Annotated in this window: 15 protein-coding genes; 10 read left to right on the forward strand and 5 right to left on the reverse strand. The window is 56.3% G+C overall.

Features of this window, described 5'->3' with window-relative positions:
• Positions 1-3 precede the first annotated feature (3 nt).
• The 4 genes from A9G06_RS00420 (at position 4) to A9G06_RS00435 (ending at position 3526) form a co-directional block, all read left to right on the forward strand.
• Positions 4-276, forward strand: a complete 273-nt coding sequence (locus A9G06_RS00420; protein ID WP_005337011.1) for a hypothetical protein — start codon at positions 4-6, stop codon at positions 274-276.
• Between the two features lie 472 nt (positions 277-748).
• Positions 749-1432: a hypothetical protein gene (locus A9G06_RS00425; protein ID WP_069553906.1), complete on the forward strand. Its 684-nt coding sequence runs from the start codon at positions 749-751 to the stop codon at positions 1430-1432.
• A gap of 181 nt (positions 1433-1613) precedes the next feature.
• The gene (locus tag A9G06_RS00430; protein ID WP_069553907.1) at positions 1614-2786 is read left to right on the forward strand and encodes an AAA family ATPase; all 1173 of its coding nucleotides are present in this window, start codon (positions 1614-1616) and stop codon (positions 2784-2786) included.
• On the forward strand, positions 2783-3526 hold the full coding sequence (locus A9G06_RS00435) for a hypothetical protein (RefSeq protein ID WP_069553908.1): 744 nt from the start codon (positions 2783-2785) through the stop codon (positions 3524-3526). The genes A9G06_RS00430 and A9G06_RS00435 overlap by 4 nt, the downstream gene beginning before the upstream one ends.
• Before the next feature lie 340 nt (positions 3527-3866).
• Here the strand turns inward: A9G06_RS00435 and A9G06_RS00440 are convergent, their stop codons facing one another.
• Together A9G06_RS00440 and A9G06_RS00445 are read right to left on the reverse strand one after the other, a co-directional pair.
• Positions 3867-4694, reverse strand: a complete 828-nt coding sequence (locus A9G06_RS00440) for a bifunctional transcriptional activator/DNA repair enzyme AdaA (protein WP_069553909.1) — start codon at positions 4692-4694, stop codon at positions 3867-3869.
• A 51-nt stretch (positions 4695-4745) separates the two neighbouring features.
• On the reverse strand, positions 4746-5510 hold the full coding sequence (locus A9G06_RS00445) for an SDR family oxidoreductase (RefSeq protein WP_069553910.1): 765 nt from the start codon (positions 5508-5510) through the stop codon (positions 4746-4748).
• A 319-nt stretch (positions 5511-5829) separates the two neighbouring features.
• Between A9G06_RS00445 and A9G06_RS00450 the strand changes: the two genes are divergently transcribed.
• Both A9G06_RS00450 and A9G06_RS00455 read left to right on the forward strand, forming a co-directional pair.
• Positions 5830-7200 carry a leucine-rich repeat-containing protein kinase family protein gene (locus tag A9G06_RS00450; protein ID WP_069553911.1) on the forward strand — a complete coding sequence of 457 codons (1371 nt, stop codon included), beginning with the start codon at positions 5830-5832 and terminating at the stop codon, positions 7198-7200.
• 286 nt (positions 7201-7486) lie between these two features.
• On the forward strand, positions 7487-8134 hold the full coding sequence (locus tag A9G06_RS00455; RefSeq protein WP_005337003.1) for a thiopurine S-methyltransferase: 648 nt from the start codon (positions 7487-7489) through the stop codon (positions 8132-8134).
• Between the two features lie 333 nt (positions 8135-8467).
• Here the strand turns inward: A9G06_RS00455 and A9G06_RS00460 are convergent, their stop codons facing one another.
• Complete coding sequence (locus A9G06_RS00460) at positions 8468-11254, reverse strand: insulinase family protein (protein WP_069553912.1); 2787 nt, start codon at positions 11252-11254, stop codon at positions 8468-8470.
• A gap of 162 nt (positions 11255-11416) precedes the next feature.
• Between A9G06_RS00460 and sixA the strand changes: the two genes are divergently transcribed.
• From sixA to A9G06_RS00475, 3 genes are all read left to right on the forward strand, one after another.
• Complete coding sequence (sixA, locus tag A9G06_RS00465; RefSeq protein ID WP_005351311.1) at positions 11417-11884, forward strand: phosphohistidine phosphatase SixA; 468 nt, start codon at positions 11417-11419, stop codon at positions 11882-11884.
• A 133-nt stretch (positions 11885-12017) separates the two neighbouring features.
• Complete coding sequence (locus tag A9G06_RS00470; protein ID WP_005336998.1) at positions 12018-12224, forward strand: DUF1107 domain-containing protein; 207 nt, start codon at positions 12018-12020, stop codon at positions 12222-12224.
• A 164-nt stretch (positions 12225-12388) separates the two neighbouring features.
• Complete coding sequence (locus A9G06_RS00475; protein WP_069553913.1) at positions 12389-13306, forward strand: DMT family transporter; 918 nt, start codon at positions 12389-12391, stop codon at positions 13304-13306.
• A gap of 103 nt (positions 13307-13409) precedes the next feature.
• Here A9G06_RS00475 and A9G06_RS00480 read toward each other — a convergent pair whose 3' ends face one another.
• Entirely contained in the window at positions 13410-15026 is a 1617-nt protein-coding gene (locus tag A9G06_RS00480) for a peptide ABC transporter substrate-binding protein (protein ID WP_069553914.1), read from the reverse strand.
• Between the two features lie 382 nt (positions 15027-15408).
• On the opposite strand from A9G06_RS00480, the gene fbp reads away from it, so the two are divergent.
• The gene (gene fbp / locus A9G06_RS00485) at positions 15409-16443 is read left to right on the forward strand and encodes a class 1 fructose-bisphosphatase (RefSeq protein ID WP_058051810.1); all 1035 of its coding nucleotides are present in this window, start codon (positions 15409-15411) and stop codon (positions 16441-16443) included.
• A gap of 100 nt (positions 16444-16543) precedes the next feature.
• On the opposite strand, the gene mfd is transcribed toward fbp, so the two are convergent.
• Positions 16544-20011, reverse strand: coding sequence for a transcription-repair coupling factor (mfd, locus tag A9G06_RS00490; RefSeq protein ID WP_171903370.1), 3468 nt, complete (start codon positions 20009-20011; stop codon positions 16544-16546).
• Between the last annotated feature and the right edge of the window lie 3 nt (positions 20012-20014).

Genomic DNA, 20014 nt, shown 5'->3' on the forward strand with positions numbered 1-20014 from the left:
GATATGTCAGAACAAGCAGTGTTGGTGGGTGGATGGACCGCATATCACAAGCTGACCGCCGAGGATCAGGCGGTATTTGATCAGGCGCTGAAAGGATTTGTCGGGGTGCAGTACGTACCCTTTGAAGTCTCCACTCAAGTGGTGGCTGGCACCAACTACCGCTTCAAGTGCAAGAGCACTGTGCCGCTTGCCAAACCGATCCATGGCGAAGCCGTGGTACAGATCTTCAAATCACTGGACGGGGATGCCCATATCACTTCCATTACCCCGATTTGATTGGGTGGTGGGGCAGGCGGAGATCGCCTAACCGGTTTGATCTAACACCCAGCAATAAGAAAGACGCCTTAGGGCGTCTTTCTTTATCTACCATCTAGAGCCTCTGATGCGTGGTCAGGATTGGTACTTATCGATTAATTTATTGATCTTGCTCCGCAAATTATCATCATCTGCTTTTGCTTATCTGCCTTGCTCGCTATGATAGTCGTTTGGAGACGACCTTTTTGGGGTTACTTATGAGTCAAGCTAGGGAAACAGCGTGGATCAAAGGCAACAAACTGGAGGCTGTCGTGTGGTAGCTTGGTGTAATTTGGCAATGGCACGAGCAGACCGAGCGCGAAGGTGATCCGTTGCGGTTGGTCGCCTGCATTTGTCATATGTTGTGAACCTCTCGGTCTCTTGCGCCCGCAGCTTAAGCGCAACTCCGTTAAATACCAAGATGGAAAACTTAATAATAGGAGAAATTATTTAGATGGTCGAGTTCAACTTTACAGGCTTACATCCTACTTTTCTTGAGGCGCTTCAGCGCCATGAGCCATCAATTGCTTTCGCGTTGCAAGAAGGAGAAGGAAGATTTGTCTTCTTTTTTTTCTTAAAAACAGACTCACGAGGAAATATCAAGTGGGGGGATCTGGAGCTTTTTATTTTTCTAGCTCGCACTCAAACGATGTTGCGATTTAAATTGCTCGGAAACCACAAAAATGCGGGTGACTTTAAGATTCGTCTGGATATAAATGATGAGCATAAAATTAGAGAAGAATTAGGTATACAGGGTAGTCCAAATACTCCAGCGTTTGACTTGGGAAGGTTTCTCACCAGGCTGAATGATAACATTCCAGTAACTATACCTTTGAAAAATAAGGTCGAAGTAATAAAGCAGCATAAAAATGCAGTTAAAGATCATTGTCGAGAATACATTGAAGAAGCACAAAAAATTTACCTTATTAGGCTCGGTCCAGTGACGAATGGTGGAAAGCCACGAGAAGAAACACTCCGAAAGCTCTACATGATAGACGCTCCAGCAGACGATATAACTTCTTTGATCAGTGATTTGAAGCAAATTAAATGGACCGCATATTGGACGGCCAGCGAGTCCAAGGGACAGTCATTTTCTGCTATTTTTGACAAATTTCTTCAGATGCAAAAAAATGCTTGAACAACTTTTAAAATTTGACAATTTTTTTATCTAGCTAAATATTGATCTCTGCGAAAATTATAGATATCACTATTTAACAAGAAGCTATTGCCGGACAAAACTTCCATTGCACTAAAAATTTCCGTAAAGCACGGCGTTAAGCAAAAAAAGTAGCGACACTCCCTAAACTCAGGATGTAGACATGAAGGTTAAATCAATTGAAATTAGAGGGATAGGTGGTATAGATAGCCTTGATATTGATTTTAATGAAAGTATGAATTTTATTTGTGGGCCAAATGGGATTGGGAAAACAACATTGCTTGAATGCATTGCGCATTCATTTTCTTGGAACTCTTCCAACATACTTAAAAGAAACGTATCTTCTGAAAATGGTAGTGTTAAGTCTATAATTGAAATTGACGGTGTGGATACACTGGCTAAAATATCCATCGCCGATTTCGACCCGAACAAGCCGTCAACAATAAGAGGTTTGCTAGATCATTCTCCAAAACTTCTTTCCTTAAAAGTTACTAGAACTTTTGGATATCAGTCTTTAGATGCAGTACGAAAAGACGCTAATAAAGATAGAAACACTTCGTTACAGGAAGCAACGCAGGGTGTTAATGTCAATGAAGTTAAAAATTGGTTTGTTAATAGGTATTTATACTCGGCGCACGAGGGGGCTCTGACAGAGCAACAACTAAATAATTTAGAGCTGGCTAAGATAAGCTTTTCGCTTTTGAATGACGAGTTCTCGTTTAGTAAAGTTCTGGCATCTTCCAACGAGATCATGATTCACACTCCTAATGGTGAAATATACTATGAGTATCTGTCATCGGGTTTCAAATCGTGCCTATCAATTATATTTGGAATAATTAAGGAAATTGAATTAAGATTTAAGGATCCTTGTATTAATGCTAAAGACTTTGATGGTGTAATTCTAATCGATGAACTTGAGCTTCATCTGCACCCTGAGTGGCAAGGAAAAATTGCCGAAATATTATTACAGGTCTTTCCCAAAGCTCAATTCATCACTTCAACTCACAGCCCCCACATACTTCAAGGGGCCAAACCGGCAGAAATTATTGCTCTAGCTACAGACAATGGAAGAGTTTTCCGAAGAGATCTTTCACAGACTAAATATGGCTACCAAGGCTGGACTGTTGAAGAGATTCTCGTTGATGTTATGGGAATGTCAGATACTCGCACAGAAAGCTACTACCATTTGATGTCAGAATTTGAATCTGCAATAGACAACGATGACTATGGTAGATCCCAAATAGCATTTCAAGAGATAGAGCTTTTACTTCATCCTGAAAACCATCTCAGGAAACTACTAAAGTTCCAATTGGCAGCGGTAAAGGGTAATTCATGATCAAGTTAGAAAGATTCCCAAAGCCAGAGTTTCTCACCGATGAAAAAGTAGAAAAGCTAGTTGAAGAGTTCAAAAAATCTGGTTCAAGCGTGTGGAATACTGATCCAATAAAAGAGCCACTTCTTAATTCAAGTTATGGTAAATGTTCTTATTGCGAATGTGATTTAACCGAAGAAAGTAAATATATGGAAGTTGAACACTTCGAGGACAAAAAACATAACCCAGACAAAGTGGTTACGTGGGAGAATCTATTGCCATCATGTAAAAAATGTAATGGTTCTAAGAGTTCTCATGATGTTATTTCTGACCCAATATTAAATCCATACGTTCAAGACCCAAAAGATCATTTAGCTATCCGGCTATTTCGTATGAGGGGATTAACTAAAATTGGAAAAAACAGCATTGATGTGGTCGGTCTAAATAACCAAGAAAGGCTTGTTCTGAAGCGATTTGAAATCGGAAGCCAAGCTGCCGATTCTATCGAACTCGCATGGGAAAGATATCATACCTTTAAGTCTAATAAGCGAACTCAGTTCAAAAACCGACTAATTAACCTTGTAGAGGGTATTCTTTTAGAGTGTCAACCTAGAGCTATCTATGCTGCTACGACTGCAACCGTAGTGCTGACTGATTCTAGTTTTCTTGAGCTTATAGATACTATGAAGGTTGACGACTTATGGAGCGAAGATTTAGAGGCGCTACATACAACTGCACAGAATTTGGCACTACAATGCGCTTAATAAGTCAAAGCACTCGGCCGCAGTATTGCTGCGCCGGTATTTGAGGCGTTAGGCTACATAAACGAGAGTTATGGATAGACAACGCGTTAATGATCTTGGGTCAGCGGTACTGCATTGGCTTTGTTTTCAACATTTTTGTGGTCGCGGAACATTGATCTCCAAATACTACGATGCCCTGTGAGAAATCAACTAAAGGGGCAATCTCTTCTCCGAACTCTCTATTATGCCCCCCCCCCTTGATATCGCCGGACGACTGTCCGGCGATATCTGATGGGTGTTTCTTCACGGCAAAGCCAGCTCGATTTCTCCCGTAGCATGTAGCGCATAAAGGTCAAGAAGCTCACTCATACCTCGCTGCTTCCCAGGCGTGTATCGCCTGTTTGCGGGTCTCGCCCCAGTGATAGCCGCCGAGTTTACCGTTTTGCTGGATGACTCGGTGACAGGGGATCATCAAGGCGACGGGGTTGGCGCCCACCGCCAACCCCACGGCGCGGGCGGCTTTGGGGTTGCCGACGGCGCTCGCCACCTGGGCGTAGCTCACCACCTTGGCGGGCGGGATCTGCAGCAGCGCCCGCCAGACGCTGATCTGAAAGTTGGTGCCGCTCACGTGCAAGGAGATGGGGCGATCCGGCGCCTTGCTGCCATCGAACATGGTGTCGATGACCCCTTGGGTGCGTGATGGCGCTTCTTGCAACGTTGCCTCAGGCCAGCTGTGGGCGAGGGCGGCCAGTGGCGCCTCTGGGGCCTTGTCATCGAGAAACGAGAAGTTGCACACCCCCCGCGGGGTCAGGGCGACGAATGCCTGGCCGAAGGGGGTGTCGTGCACCCCGTGATCGATAACCAGCCCAGCCCCGCGCTGCTTGTACTCGCCCGGCGTCACCGCTTCGAGCTGCACGAAGTGATCGTAGAGCCGCGAACCGCTGCTAAGGCCCAGGGTATCGGCCACCTCAAGCAGGGGGCGCGACTCCTGCAGCAGCGCCTTGGCCCGCTCCAGGGTCAGCACCTGCAGATAGCGTTTGGGCGTCACTCCGGCCCAGCGGCTGAACAGCCGCTGGAAGTGAAAGGGACTTAAGTGAACGTGCGCCGCTATCTCGTCCAGAGTGGGCTGGCGCTCCACCTGACTTGCGATAAAACGGATGGCATCGGCGATGCGGGCGTAATCAGACATAAGGCGCTCTCACGATAAGGTTGCGGTCGCAGGGTGTGGGGGGCGACAACATCATGTGCGACAAATTGATACCCCACCATCGGCCAGCAGGGCAATGCCGGTGGTAAAGCTGGATGCATCGGACGCGAGATAAAGGGCCGAGCGGGCGATCTCCTCCGGTTGGGCCAGCCGTTTGAGGGCATGCATATTCTGCACAAAGGCGAGGCTCTCTGGCGTATTGGCAAAAGCCCGCCCCATGGGAGTGTCGGTGCCCCCCGGCAGCAGGGCGTTGACCCGCACCCCTTGTGCCCCATACTCGGCAGCCAGCACCCGGGTCAGGCCAATCAGGCCCGCTTTGCTCGCCGCATAGGCCGCCATGCCGGGCAGCCCCAGGGTATGGCCGACGAAGGTAGAGGTGAAAATAAGCGAGCCGCCGCCACGTGCCAGCATGGCGGGGATCTGGTACTTGGCTCCCACAAAGGCGCTGGTGAGGTTGGTATCCAGCGTTTCCTGCCACTGCGCCAGTTCAAGCTCCTCTACGCTGCACGGCGTGCCTGTGGTACCGGCGTTGTTGAAGGCGATATCGAGCCCGCCGAAACGGGTTAGCGCGAGCTCCACCAGATCGCGGGCGTAACTCTCGCTTTTCACATCCCCCGCCAGACTCACCGCCTGGCCCCCCTCATGGCGGATCTCCTCCACCAGCAGGTCTAGCTCGGGCTGGCGGCGGGCGCCGACGACGACGCTGGCCCCTTCGCGGGCAAACAGGATGGCGCTGGCGCGACCGATGCCGGAGCTGGCGCCGGTGATGATGGCGACCTTGTTGGACAGTAATGACATGGCAGTTCCCTCGCTGAGTGTGTTGTGCGCCAAATCAGTGGGGCACAGGGTTGGCTGTGGGTTGGAACTCCAATAGGTTCCAACCGACTTGGGTTTGGCCCCCACTATGGCAACCACTCCTCGCTGGAACGACCCGAATCTTGCTCTCTTTCTCTCCAACTTGTTTTGCTGCATGTCGAAACAGGCCTTTGCGGCAACAAAAGGGGAGAACTGCGCCCCGAATTCTTTATAATGCCCCCCTTTAAAATCGCCGGACCCGGGTTCGGCGCGCTGATGGTCGCTGTGCCATCAGGCAGATCATCAGGATTGAGAAACGGTTATGCATACTCTGGAACAGCTGCGCGCGGGTGAACTGTGCGGTGCCCGCCATTTGAAGCTCTCTGAAAATCTGACGGAGTTCCCCCACGAGATTTTGAGCCTGAAAGAGACGCTGGAGGTGCTGGATCTCACCGGCAACCAGCTGAGCGCGCTTCCTGACGAGCTGGCCGGGTTTGGCAAACTGCGCATTATCTTCTGCTCCGAGAACCGCTTTACCGAGCTGCCCGAGGTGCTGGGGCGTTGCCCGGCACTCACCATGGTGGGCTTTAAGGCCAACCGGATTGCTACCGTCTCGGCCAAGGCGCTGCCCGCCGGTTTGCGCTGGCTGATCTTGACCGATAACGCAATTGAGCGCCTGCCCAATGAGCTGGGCCAGTGCGACGCCCTGCAAAAGCTGATGCTGGCGGGCAACCGCCTGCGCGAGCTGCCGACGAGCCTTGCCAACTGCCGCAATCTGGAGCTGCTGCGCATCGCGGCCAATCGCATCGAACGCTTCCCCGAGTGGCTGCTGGCGCTGCCGCGCCTTGCATGGCTCGCCTATTCCGGCAACCCCTTTAGCGAAGGGGAGGAGGCGCGGGCCATCGATGATGCCCATGTCGCTCCCCTTGCCTGGGAGACGCTGGCGCTCGGCGAACTGCTAGGGCAGGGGGCATCCGGCGTTATCCAGCGCGCCACCCTTGTGGGTAATCCTGCAGATGCAGTGACTCAGGCCAGCGGCAGAACCGATGCCAGTCAGGTGGCGGTCAAGCTGTTCAAGGGAGCGGTGACCAGCGATGGACTGCCTCGCAGTGAGATGGCGGCGTCGTTGGCGGCGGGCACTCATCCCAACCTTATCAAGGTGATAGGCAAAGTGACGGATCACCCCTCCGGCATTCCGGCGCTGGTAATGGAGCTGATCGACCCGGCCTTTACCAATCTGGCCGGGCCGCCGAGCCTGGACTCCTGCACCCGGGATGTCTATCCCGAGGGGCTGCATCTGAGTGTGCCGGATGCGCTGGCGATGGCCCATGGCATCGCCTCGGTGGCGGGCCATCTGCACCGCGCGGGCATCATGCACGGGGATCTCTACGGTCACAATATCCTGTTTGCCCGTGGGTCTGACGCACCGGCTCGCGCCCTGCTGGGGGATTTTGGCGCCGCTTCCTTATATGACCGCTGCGACCGCGAGCGGGCGCTGGGCCTTGAGCGTTTGGAAGTGCGCGCCTTTGGTTGCCTGCTGGAGGAGCTGTTGGCCCATTGCGATACGCAAGACTCACCACTCGATGGCTTGCATCAACTCAAAGCGGCCTGCCTCTCGGAACTCCCCGCCGATCGTCCCGATTTTGCTTATATCGAGCGTCAGCTGGCGGCCGCTCGCGCCACGCTGTCGTGATCTTTCTGGCGTTGGCGGGCACGTTTTGGCCTGCCAATGTCATTCCTTTCATTGATTCATTCATTGCCATACTCCCATGACGTTTTTGCATGGATTGGTATGCTTTGCCCGTTATAAACGCAGCCAATTGCGATCATTGCGACAGCGAGGCGCGCGGCAAGGGGACGTCACGCCATTCGCCCGATAACACGCAGAGGCTGTGCGGCAAAAAGGGGAGGACAGAGGGTTGCGCGGTGCCGGTTAAGTTGTGATATTGAGGCATCTTTAGTACAGAAGGGTAATAACGATGGAAGCTGCGTTTTGGCATCAGCGTTGGGAAGAGAACCGGATTGGCTTTCATCAGGCGGACTTCAACCACTGGCTGCAATCCTGGTGGTCAGCCCAGCAAGCGGACGAGCCGGTGCTGGTTCCCCTGTGCGGCAAGTCTCGCGATATGCTCTGGCTGAGCGCTCAGGGCCATCCGGTCGACGGTTTCGAGCTATCGAGCCTTGCCGTCAGCCAGTTCTTCAGTGAAAACCAGCTCGCCGCGACCGTGAGCGAGGTGGGCCCTTATCAGTGCCATCAAGTGGACAGCCTGCGCATTTTTCAGGGGGATTTTTTCGCCGCCCCCAGTCTGGGTCGCCGTTACCGGCTGGTCTATGACCGCGCGGCGCTGATCGCCCTGCCGACCGCGATGCGCCGCCAGTATGCAGCCCTGATCAGTTCGCTGGTCGAGACCGGTGGCCAGATCCTGCTGGTGACCCTCGAATATCAGCCTGAGCAGCAGAGTCAGCCCCCCTTCTCGGTGGGTGAGATGGAGGTGCGAGCCCTGTTTGAGCGCGATTTTCGTATCGAGGTGCTGGGGCGCGCCGCCGAGGTGGATCACCCGCGGGTGCTGTCGGGTCAGCTCTCCTACTTCGATGAGGTGGCCTACCGACTGGTTCGCCGGGGCTAACGGGCAGCTAACGGGCGGCCAAAGGGTGATCTGCGCCGACAAATCGTCGGGCTACGCGCTCTTCGCTACCTCCTTTGACGTAGATCAACGTGACTGGCGGGGGGAGTGCCTAATATGAGGCTGTTTCTCAATCACTGTTGGCATTGCAAAGCGAGTATCGGGTCTTTCCCGCTTGCTGATCAGCAACTCAGTGTCTGATTTTCACGCTCATGTTCACTTTTGGCGGCTTTGGTCGCAATTGTTATGGTTTTTCCAGCCGACCCTGATGGGTCGGCTTTTTATTGCCTGCGATTTGCCGTGGGAATGGAAAAACGGGGGGAAGTCGAGGCCTGATCAGGCCTCGAAGGTGGCGGCATTGAGCCGAAATGCCCGTGGATCGTCGATAAACTGGCCGGTGATCCGCTCGTCATGTTCGTGCCCCTGACCATAGCTGCAGAGGATCAGCCGATCGGAGGTGCGCGAGCGCAGTTGGGTGATAAAGCGCACCAGATCGGCGCGGCTCAACTTGCCCACCTCGTCGCAGACCCGCTCCCGTTGATCGAACCCCAGATCCTTGTTGCCGATGCTGACCCACAGCCGCTGGCCGCGACTGCGCAGGTTGGCATCCCGCTCGCTCAGCTGGGCTTGCAGCCCCGCCTTGCTCTCCTGCCACTGCTGTTCGGTGAATTCGAGCATGGCGAGCGGGAAGAGGTCGATAAACTCCTCCACCGCATCGAGCAGGATCTGCGGTCCCGCCACCGGCGACTGGATATAGAAGATCAGCCCCGGATGGCGATTGAGGGGCAGGTTGCCGGCTCCCACCACATACCCCAGTTGCTGGCGGGTGCGCAGCTCGTGGAAGAAGGTGGAGGACATGATGTGGTTTGCCAGAGTGAAGCAGGCGAGATCCCGCGCCCGGGTGGTGCGGGACTGGTAGTAGACCAGCAGTGCCGAGTCCTCGTGATCGCAACCCTGCTCGCGAATAAGGGTGCCCCTGTCCTGAATGGAGATGAGCGGGCGGCGGGTCTCGCCGCTCGGCTTGCTGCTGGTGCCATTGATATCGCTCAGGTGACGCTCCATCAGAGCGGCCAGCTCCAGCGCTTCGGCGGCAGTCCAGTCGCCGTGTACCAGCGCCTCGACATGCACCTCGCCAAACAGTTGGGCCACGAAGCCGGGCATCTCCTCCAACTCTACCGTGCGCAGGTGGCGCAGCAACTGCTCGAACGGCGGGTTGTTCGGTTGCAGCAAACTGGTGAGCTGGTTAAAGAGTTGGGAGATGGGGCGCGCCTTGGACTGGTTGTCCCAGTTGCGAATGAGCTGCTCCTTGATCTCGGCGAAGCGACCCGGATCCGGATAGCCCAGGGTGCGGTTGCCGAGGATCATGTCGAGCAACAGCGGCTGCTTGTCGGCAAAACCGCTCAGGTTGATGGTAAAGCCCCCCTGATGGGCATAGATCTGGTAACCCAGCCCCGCCAGCTCCGCCGGATAGGTGAGGGCGTTGAGGTGGTCGGCCAACAGCTCCACGGCGAGGCGTGCCATGGCGATATTGCGCGGATTTTTGACCGCATGTTCGCTGTCGATGGAGATATAGAGATTGCCCTTGGGCACGCTGAACAGGTGCTCATGGAGGTGCCAGAGGCGAAAACCGGGGCGATCGATAAGGCAGGCGGGCATGTCGGCGGCAAGCTCGGGTGTGCGCGGATCGAGCCTACTGCTGATAAAGGGGTTGGGCTTGGGTAGCGCTAGCGCCGGATCCGGTTCGCTCTGCTGCCAGCGAATTTTCTCGGCCTCGGTAATGGTCGTCACGCTGTAGGGGGTCTGATACCAGCGGGCCAGCCGATCGGTCGCCACTTCCGGCGCAGTGATGGTGATACGCAAATTGTGCGGGGTGAGCTTGGCGAGGAAGCGGCGGATCAGCTGCTCGTCATATTCGAGCATCATGTAGTCGCCGTAGAGCAGATCCTCAGGTTTGTAGCTAAAGAGGTTGAGCACCAGCCCCGACACCGTATCGAGGGGGCGGCCGCGCTCCTGAAAGCGGAACGCCGATTCGAGCACGGTGCGCTTCTCGTCGTAGCGCCAGCTCTGCAGCCCTTCGCGGCCAATCAGTTTCAGATAGCCAAACAGGGCGGCGAGGATGTCGTCCACATGCTCAAGGCCCAGAGGGGTGAGGCCGAAGTTGACGCCAAAATCCTTGAAGTTGGCGCCGCTAATGCCACCGCCCGCCGAGAGCTGGTTGACCCAGCCTTTTGCCTTGAGCAGGGAGAGCAGGCTGCCATCCCCCTCGTAGCCAATCAGATGGCTCAGGAAGGTGAGGGGCTTTTTGTCGTAAAACTCGTCCACATTGGGCAAGGGGAAGCTGAGCGAAAGCTTGCGGGTCTCCTTGACCGGATTGATGTGGATGCGCACGCCGAGATCGTCGAGCCGGTAGAGTGGCATGGTGAGGGTCGGGGTTCCCAAATTGCGATTCAAAATGGGAGCAAAGTAGCGACAGCACCACTGCAACTGGGTATCGATGGATTCCGGCGAGATCATCACCAGCGCCATGCGATCCGCGCTGTAGTGGCTTTCGTAAAAACGGATAAGGTCGGAGCGCAGATCCCGTCCCGGCAGAGCGGCCAGGGTATCGAGGTTGCCCACCGAGAACTTGGAGAAGGGGTGCGCCGGGTTGACCGTCTCTTTATGCACCTGATAGCTGCGGCGCATATCATCCTGCAGCTTGAGGCGATACTCGGAGTCGACCGCGTTGCGCTCCTTGTCCACCCACTCCGGATCAAACGTGGGGCAGATAAAGAACTGGGAGAAGCGATCCAGCCCAGCTTCGAAGAAGCCGTTGTCGATCTCGAAGAAGAAGTTGGTGAACTCGGTACCGGTCCAGGCGTTGTTGCTGCCGCCATGACGGCTCATAAATTGCTGGTACTCACCAGGCTTGGGGTAGGTGCAGGTGCCGAGAAACAGCATGTGCTCCAGAAAATGGGCCATTCCCTGCCGGTCAGCGGGATCGTCAAAATGGCCGGTATTGACCGCCAGCGAGGCGGCGGATTTGTCGGTGTCGGGATCACAAATCAACAAGACCCTGAGCCGGTTGGCCAGCTCCAGAAAATGGTATTGCCGATGGTCATTGGGACTGGCATATGGGCTCATTGGCGTGTGACTCACGTTGGATTTATTTGAATTTAAACATGATTATCGACCCCGCTATCCCGTCAGGCAAACCCTTTTCTGAGAGGTAGCGCAATTGTTTCCACACCCGTGGCGGGGTAAGATCCCCCGGCTATCAAAACAGGCCCGTTGGGCGAGGTTGTAATGAAGATCTATATCATGCGTCATGGCCAGGCTGGCATGAATGCGAAAACAGATGAACAGCGTCCATTGACCGAGCAGGGTATTGAAGAGTCTATCCAGATGGCCCGCTGGCTGGCGCCTCAGCTGATTGGCCCGCTGGATCGGGTGATACACAGCAACTATCTGCGGGCACGCCAGACCTGGCAAGCCATATGCAGTGAATTACCTGACGCAGCAGCCGTTGAAGAGAGTGGCGACATTACCCCTTACGGTGATCCCGCTTTCGTGGCCAGCTACCTCACCACCCTGGCGCAGCAACATGACCAGATCCTGATGGTCAGCCATCTGCCGCTGGTGGGTTATCTGGTGCAAAGCCTCTGCCCGGCCGCAGGAGCACCCATGTTTGCCACCTCGGGGATCGCCTGTATCGAGTGGCACGATGGCAAAGGAGCCTTGCTCTGGCTCGAAGGGCCGCATACAATAGGCTAAAAGTTAATAAAAAGTTATAGATTGAATTTTTTGGGAAGAGATGGGCGAGTTTTCCGGATTTTTATAAATATTTTACGGAATTAATTCGCAGAAGCTGCTGTCATACGGATACAACTGCAAGAGGTTGCAAACGATGAGAGTGTTCAAGAAGTACCTGCCACTGATGGTGGCAAAGCATGTCAAAACCTTCTTTAAAGGTCGGATTTACATCCATGGTCGGGGGCGGTTTGATTTCCAATCCGGTTTGTTGCTGATGCCGAATCCGGCGGATATTCCCCACCGCCAGACAGTCACCGAGGTCAACGAGCTGATCTCCAGACTGCACATGGATGCCGCGTGATGCGCTTCTGAACCTGTTTCTGCACTGATATGCCCGCACTTTTGCGGGCATATTTGTTTCTGGCGACTGGCGTTCACCGCGTGGCTGTTCAGGCCCACACCTTTGTTTATCTTCCATCGCCCCCTATACTGGCCCGCTGTTCTCTCTTCGGTCTGGATCTTCTCATGCCCCTTGCCTTTCTGTTTCCCTTCTCCTGCATTGCCATTTGGGCTGGCAATGGCATCGTCAGTAAACTGGCGGTTGGTGTGTTGTCCCCGGCAGCCTTGGCCTGGTCGCGCTGGGTGGTGGCTGCGCTGGTATTAAGCCCGTTTCTGGCCCGTCGGGTATGGCGTGAGCGCGTCCGCTTGCGCGCTGGCCTTTGGCAGATCGCCATGCTTGCCTCGCTGGGCATGGTGCTCAACCAGACTTTTGGGTACTACGCGGCGCAAACCCTGGGAGCCACCGAGATGGGGTTGATGATGGGTCTGACGCCGCTGCTGACCGTGTTGTTCAGCATCTGGCTGCTGCGCGAACGTCCCACCTGGGGCGCCGTGCTGGGGGCGCTGCTTTCCCTCCTTGGCTTGTCTATCTTGCTGGGGCAGGGGGATCCGACCCGGCTGTTTACCCAAGGCATTCATATCGGCTCTGTCTATATGCTGATTTCGGCCGGTACTTATGCCCTTTACAGCGTGCTGCTCAAGAAGTGGGATCTGGGGCTCGACAACTGGTCGTTGCTCTACGGTCAGGTGATCTGCAGTGTGGTGATCCTGACCCCCTTCTTTTTGCTGATGGATGGCCAGTGGCCGGATGGCCGGGCCCTGTGGCTGATCCTCTATGCCGGTATCCCCACCTCGGCGCTCTCGCCCTGGCTCTGGATGCAGGGTATCGCCCTGCTTGGTGCCAACCGTACCGCCATCTTTATGAACCTGTTGCCGGTGATGACGGCTGGCCTTGCCATCACCCTGCTGGGTGAGCGGTTGACCAGCTATCACCTGATCGGGGGCGGTCTGACCCTGCTGGGGGTTTTGCTGGCACAGCTCTTGGTGCGTCCTGTGGTGATGGGTCGCCGCCGGGTAGTGCTGGCTCCTTGTCCCGAAGAGTAATCTTGCGCGAAAGCGTAGATGGGCCTAATGGCCCGCTTGGCCGCCAACGAAAAGCGCCTGCAGCAATGCAGGCGCTTTTTTATGGTTACATCTTCCTAGCCGGTTACTGGGCAACCAGATAGAGCTCCTTGCTGTAGACCACATCCTGCGGGTTAAGGTGGGGGTAGCCTTTCACGAAAGGCTTGAGCAACCTGGATTTGACCGAGAAATAGATGGGCGCGATGGGGGCATCCGCATCAATGAGTGCCTCTGCCTGTTGATACAGGGCATTGCGTTCAGCGGGATCCAGCGAGTCGTGGGCCTTGGCCAGTAGGGCGTCGTACTCCTTGTTGAACCACTTGCCGCTGTTGGCACTGCTGCTGGAGGTCATGATATCGAGGAAGGTGGAGGCATCGTTATAATCCCCGTTCCAGCCATAGCGGCTAACGCCGAAATCCCCCTCGTTGAGTGCCGAGACCATGGTCTTCCACTCCATGTTGTTGAGGGTGGCAGTGACCCCCAGGTTGTGTTTCCACATGGAGGAGACGGCCAGCGCAATCTTTTTGTGGCTCTCGTTGGTGTTGTAGAGAATGTCCACGGTGAGTGGCTTGTCCGGGCCATATCCCGCTTCGGCCAACAGGGCTTTGGCTTGCTTGATCCGCTCCTCTTTGCTCTGCAGCTGGCTGGCCGGTTTTTTCAATTCAAAACCGTCCACAATGGGGGGAGTGAAGCTATATGCGGCAATTTGTCCCTGTCCCAGGATCTTGTCGGTGATGGTCTCCCGGTCGATGGCGAGCGAGAGCGCCTTGCGTACTTTCGGGTCATCGAACGGTTTGCGCTGGGTATTGAAGACATAGTAATAGCTGGCCAGCGTGGGGACGCTGACCAGTTCTTCCGGGCTCTTGCTCTTGAGCTGTTTGTACTGCTCCAGCGGATAAGTGGTGTAGTGCAGTTCACCGGTGCGATAGCGGTTGTAGGCGGCGGTTTCCGAGACGATCTCCAGATAGATCACCTTGTTCAGGACGGTGTGCTGGTTGTTCCAGTAGTGGGTATTGCGCTCGGCACTCAGCCGCTCGTTGGGGGTCCACTCCTTGAGTACAAAGGCACCGTTGGAGACGATATTGCCCGGTTTGACCCAATCTTTACCGTATTTTTCAATGGTGGCCTTGGGGGCCGGGAACGTGGTGTAGTGGGCCAGCGTCTTCAGGAAGAAGGGAACCGGATTTTTCAGGGTGACCTGCAGGGTGTAGTCATCGAGCGCCTTGATCCCGAGCTCTGAAGGGCTCTTCTTGCCCTGTGTCACCTCGCTTGCATTGACCACACCGGTCAACTCGATAAACCAGGCGTAGTTGGAGGCCGTCTTGGGGTCGGCCGCCCGTTGCCAGCCGTAGACATAATCGGCGGCGGTGACTGGTTCACCGTTTGACCACTTGGCCTCGGGCCTCAGCTTGAAGGTGTAGACGGTACCTGTCTTGTCGACCTCGTAGCTGACGGCGCCTGCTGGTTTGATCTTGCCGGTATTATCCAGCTCATAGAGCCCTTCAAACAGATCGTTGACGATGGCACTACCGGCGGTCTCTTCCACCAGCTGGGGGTCGATGGTGGTGGGTTCGGTGCCGATATTGGTCACGTAGATTTGTTGGGCATCCGGCAGCAGCTTGGTACCGGCAGGCACCTGGGCAGCCCAGGCGGGAAGGGCAAACAGTCCGGCTACCATGCCGGCAATGAGAGTCTTGTTCATTGATAATCCTTGAGTTTTATTTGCTTCCAAAGCGAAATCAGTGTGCTGGATTGGCGATCGGATCTCAAGAGGCAATGGCTAAGGGAGCAGCAGGCCCATCAGACTCCATTTTTAATGGCTCAAGGCCAGTCAGCTCATGGCTTGTCGCAGGTTATTGCCACGAATTAAGGGTCCGAAAGTGATCGATTGAAACCGAATAAAACGCGTCTTTTACCATAACGTGAGGCGAAATAGCCTATTTATTAGGCCGCTTAATTCGCTGCAAAAACAAAAAACAGACGTTACATTAGGTTACAAATCAAGGCCGCCGGTGATCGGCATTTTTTTTGCCGATGCCTGCAAACGTTTTCAATGCCAACGGATGCGATCTAAAGGAACAAAAATGCGAAACATGATCACCATGGGTGAGTTCATCGTCAAAAAGCAGGCGGATTATCCTACCGCGACCGGCGAGCTGACCTCGTTGCTCAGCTCGATCCGCCTTGCTGCCAAGGTGGTGAACCGGGAGATCAACAAGGCGGGACTGGCGGATATCATCGGTTCCATGGGCGCTGAAAACGTACAGGGCGAGGTGCAGCAGAAGCTGGATGTCTACGCCAACGAACGCTTCAAGGCGGCGCTGGAAGCGCGCGGTGAGGTGTGTGGCATGGCCTCGGAAGAAGAAGAGGACTTCGTCGCCTTTGACTCGCCGCTCTCTAAAAACTCCAAGTATGTGGTGCTGATCGACCCGCTCGATGGCTCTTCCAATATCGACGTCAACGTCTCGGTCGGGACCATCTTCTCCATCTACCGCCGTTTGAGCCCGCAAGGTTCGCCGGTGACCCTGGAGGACTTCCTGCAGCCGGGCAACCGTCAGGTCGCCGCCGGTTATGTGGTCTACGGCTCCTCTACCATGCTGGTCTACACCACCGGTTTTGGCGTCAACGGCTTTACCTACGACCCTTCCATCGGCTGCTTCTGCCTCTCGCACGAGAACATTCGTATTCCGGAGGAGGGCAAGATCTACTCCATCAACGAGGGTAACTACATCAAGTTCCCGGACGGGGTGAAGAAGTACCTGAAATATTGTCAGGAGCGCGACGAGGCGACCCACAGACCCTACACCTCCCGCTATATCGGATCCCTGGTCTCCGATTTCCATCGCAACCTGCTCAAGGGCGGCATCTACATCTATCCGTCCGGCACCAACTCGCCGAACGGCAAGCTGCGTCTGCTCTATGAGTGCAACCCGATGGCGTTTCTGGTGGAGCAGGCTGGTGGCAAGGCCTCCGATGGCTTTGGCCGGATCATGGATCTCCAGCCCACCGCGCTGCACCAGCGCACCCCTTACTTCGTTGGCTCGACCAAGATGGTGGAGCGGGCCGAAGCCTTTATGCGCGAGTTCTCCGCCCATGAGGATCCAGCCAACCAGGGCTGAACGTACGCAGTAGTCAGAAAGCAAATAAAAAACGGGAGCCGATTTGGCTCCCGTTTTAGTTGGCGTTATCTGTCTGGCTCTACGCCAGCATTACAGAGACTCACAGACTGTTGTTGGCCAGATCAGCCAGCAAACCATCCACCAGTTTCAGGCGCATGGCGCGATCCTGGGTCGGTACCTGGAAACGCAACCGGGTCGGCCCGTCCATCTTGTAGACCCTTGGCTGGCTGGAGAGCAGCTTGACCAGATAGGCCGGATTGACCTTGGTCTCCTGGGTGAAGTCGAGATAGCCGCCGCGCTCGCTCATCTCCACCCGGCGAATGCCAAGGGCGGTGGCACGCTGACGGAAGGCAGCCAGCTCCAGCAGGGTTTTGGTCGCCTCCGGCAAGAGGCCGAAGCGGTCGATCAGCTCCACTTTCAGCTCGCGCAGCTCCTGCTCGTCCGCCGCACTGGCGATCCGCTTGTACATGGAGAGACGCATGTTGACGTCCGGAATATAGTCATCCGGCAGCAGTGCAGGCAGGCGCAGTTCTACCTCGGTGTGCTGGCTCATCAGCTGCTCCAGCGATGGCTCCTTGCCATTTTTCAGTGCCTCGACCGCCTGCTCCAGCATCTCCATGTAGAGGGTGAAGCCGACCGATTCGATCTGGCCGCTCTGATCGTCGCCGAGCAGTTCGCCCGCGCCACGGATCTCCAGATCGTGGGTCGCCAGCGCAAAACCGGCGCCGAGATCTTCGAGCGAGGCGATCGCCTCCAGCCGCTTGGCCGCATCCTTGGTCATCAGCTTGGGATGGGGGGTGAGCAGGTAGGCGTAGGCCTGATGGTGGGAGCGGCCAACCCGGCCCCGCAGCTGGTGCAACTGGGCCAGACCGAGATGATCCGCCCGATCCATGATGATGGTGTTGGCGCTCGGAACGTCGATACCGGTTTCGATGATGGTGGTGCAAACCAGCAGGTTGAAGCGCTGGTGGTAGAAGTCAGACATGATCCGCTCAAGGTCACGTTCACGCATCTGGCCGTGGGCGATGCCGATGCGGGCCTCTGGCACTAGCTCCGCCAGGTCGGCTGCGCACTTCTCGATGCTCTCGACATCGTTGTGCAGATAGTAAACCTGACCGCCACGCTTCAATTCCCGCAGTACCGCTTCGCGCACCACCGCCGGTTCGTGCTGGCGCACGAAGGTCTTGATGGCGAGTCGCTTGGCGGGTGGGGTGGCGATGATGGAGAGATCCCGCATGCCGGACATCGCCATATTGAGGGTGCGCGGAATAGGGGTGGCGGTGAGAGTGAGGATATCCACATCGGCTCGCAGCGCCTTGATCTTCTCCTTCTGGCGCACCCCGAATCTGTGCTCCTCATCGACGATGAGCAGTCCCAGATCCTTGAAGGTGAGTTCGGAGCCGAGCAGCTTGTGGGTGCCGATGATGATATCCACCTTGCCCTCCGCCAGCTCTTTCATCACTGCGGTCTGCTCCTTGGCGGAGCGGAAGCGGCTCAGCACCTCGACCCGCACCGGCCAGTTGGCGAAGCGGTCGCGGAAGTTGTCGTAGTGCTGTTGCGCCAGCAGGGTGGTGGGCACCAGCACGGCGACCTGTTTGCCGCCATGCACGGCCACAAACGCCGCCCGCATAGCCACTTCGGTTTTGCCGAAACCGACGTCGCCGCACACCAGTCGGTCCATGCTCTTGGCCTGACACATGTCCCCCAGCACCGCATTGATGGCGTTGAGCTGATCGTCGGTCTCCTCGAACGGGAAGCTTGCAGCAAACTGGCGATAGGCCTCTTTGTCGTGCTTGAAGGCAAAACCGGCGCGAGCAGCGCGATGAGCGTAGACATCCAGCAACTCGGCTGCCACGTCGCGCACCTTCTCCGCCGCCTTGCGCCGTGCCTTGCTCCAGGCTTCGCCGCCGAGCTTGTGGCTGGGCGGGTTATCAGAACCGGTATAGCGGCTGATAAGGTGCAAACTGGTGACCGGCACGAACAGCTTGTCGCCGCCGGCATATTCGAGAGTCAAAAACTCGGTGGGCAGACCACCGGCGTCGATGGTTTCCAGTCCCAGATAGCGGCCGACCCCGTGATCCAGATGGACCACCGGCTGACCCTGGGTCAGCTCGCCCAGGTTTCTGATCACTGCATCGGAGCTTAAGTTCTTGCTCTTCTCTCGCGCCCGTTTGCTGCGCACCTTGCCGCCCAGCAGTTCGGTCTCGGTGATCAGCGCCAATGGATCCTGACCGGCCTCCTGCCACAGGAAGCCACGTTCAAGCGGTGCCACCAGCAGGCCGTGACGATCCTGGCTTGCCATAAAGGCGTCGAGGGAGGGGAACTCTTTAGGTTGCAGCGAGATACGCGCCAGCAGATCGCCGAGCACCTCCCGCCGCCCTTCGGATTCCACCGCAAACAGGGTGCGCCCGGCAAAGCCTTGCAGGAACTGGTTAAGCGCCAGCAGAGGTTGCTCTTTGCTGTGATCGAGTTGCAGATCGGGCAGCGCGGAGATGGGCAGATCGTGCTGACCGGCATCACCGGCGGTGGCGGCCTCTTGCAGCCGCACCGCGCCATATTGGCCGAGGGAGGCAAAGAGCTGCTCCACCGGCAGATAGAGCTGGGCCGGTGGCAGCAGTGGGCGGGTGTTGTCCCAGCGTCTGTCTTCATAGCGCTGGCCGATGTCGTTCCAGAAACGCTGGGCGGCGGGGTAGATATCCCCCACAGTGAGCAGCAGGGTCTCTTCCGGCAGGTAGTCAAACAGGCTGGCGGTCTGGTTGAAGAAGAGCGGCAGATAATACTCGATGCCGGCAGGCCAGCGCCCCTTGCTCACCTCCTGATAGACGGAACCCTCGGCCCGCGACAGCTCGAACTGCTCGCGGAACTGGCCGCGAAACAGTTCGATGGCCGCCTCGTCGGTAGGGTATTCCCGGGCGGGCAGCAGGCTGACCGTCTTGACCGGTTCGCTGGAGCGCTGGGTTTCGGGATCGAATGGGCGGATGGAGTCCACTTCATCGTCGAAGAAGTCGATGCGATAGGGGCTGCTACTGCCCATGGGGAAGAGATCGAGCAGGGAGCCGCGGGCGGCAAATTCGCCATGTTCCAGCACCTGATCCACCGCCACGTAACCCGCCTCGGCCAGGCGTCCGCGCAGCTGTTGCAGATTGAGGCGCTGGCCGGCCTTCACCATCAGGCTGTATTTGTCGAGATAGACCCGGGGGGCGCAGCGCAACATCAGGGTGGAGATGGGGACAATGAGTACCCCCTTGCTCATCTGCGGCAGCTTGTAGAGAGTCTCGAGCCGCTGGGAGATGATGTCCTGATGGGGAGAGAAGGTGTCGTAGGGCAGGGTCTCCCAATCGGGGAACAACAATACTGGCGCGGACTGATCGGCTAGCTGCTTGCCTGCCAGCAAATACTGAAGCTCCTGCTCCAGGCGCAGGGCGCTCGGGGTATCGGCGGTGATAAGCAGTACCGGCCCCTTGGCTTCACTGGTGAGACGGGCTGCAATCAGCGAGAGGCTGCTGCCGACCAGCTGGCCGAGCGTGATCTTTTGGCCCGCTTTGGCGGGCAAGGCGGGGAGTGTCATTGG

The organism is Aeromonas sp. DNP9, assembly GCF_001728955.1.
Taxonomy (GTDB): Bacteria; Pseudomonadota; Gammaproteobacteria; order Enterobacterales; family Aeromonadaceae; genus Aeromonas; species Aeromonas veronii.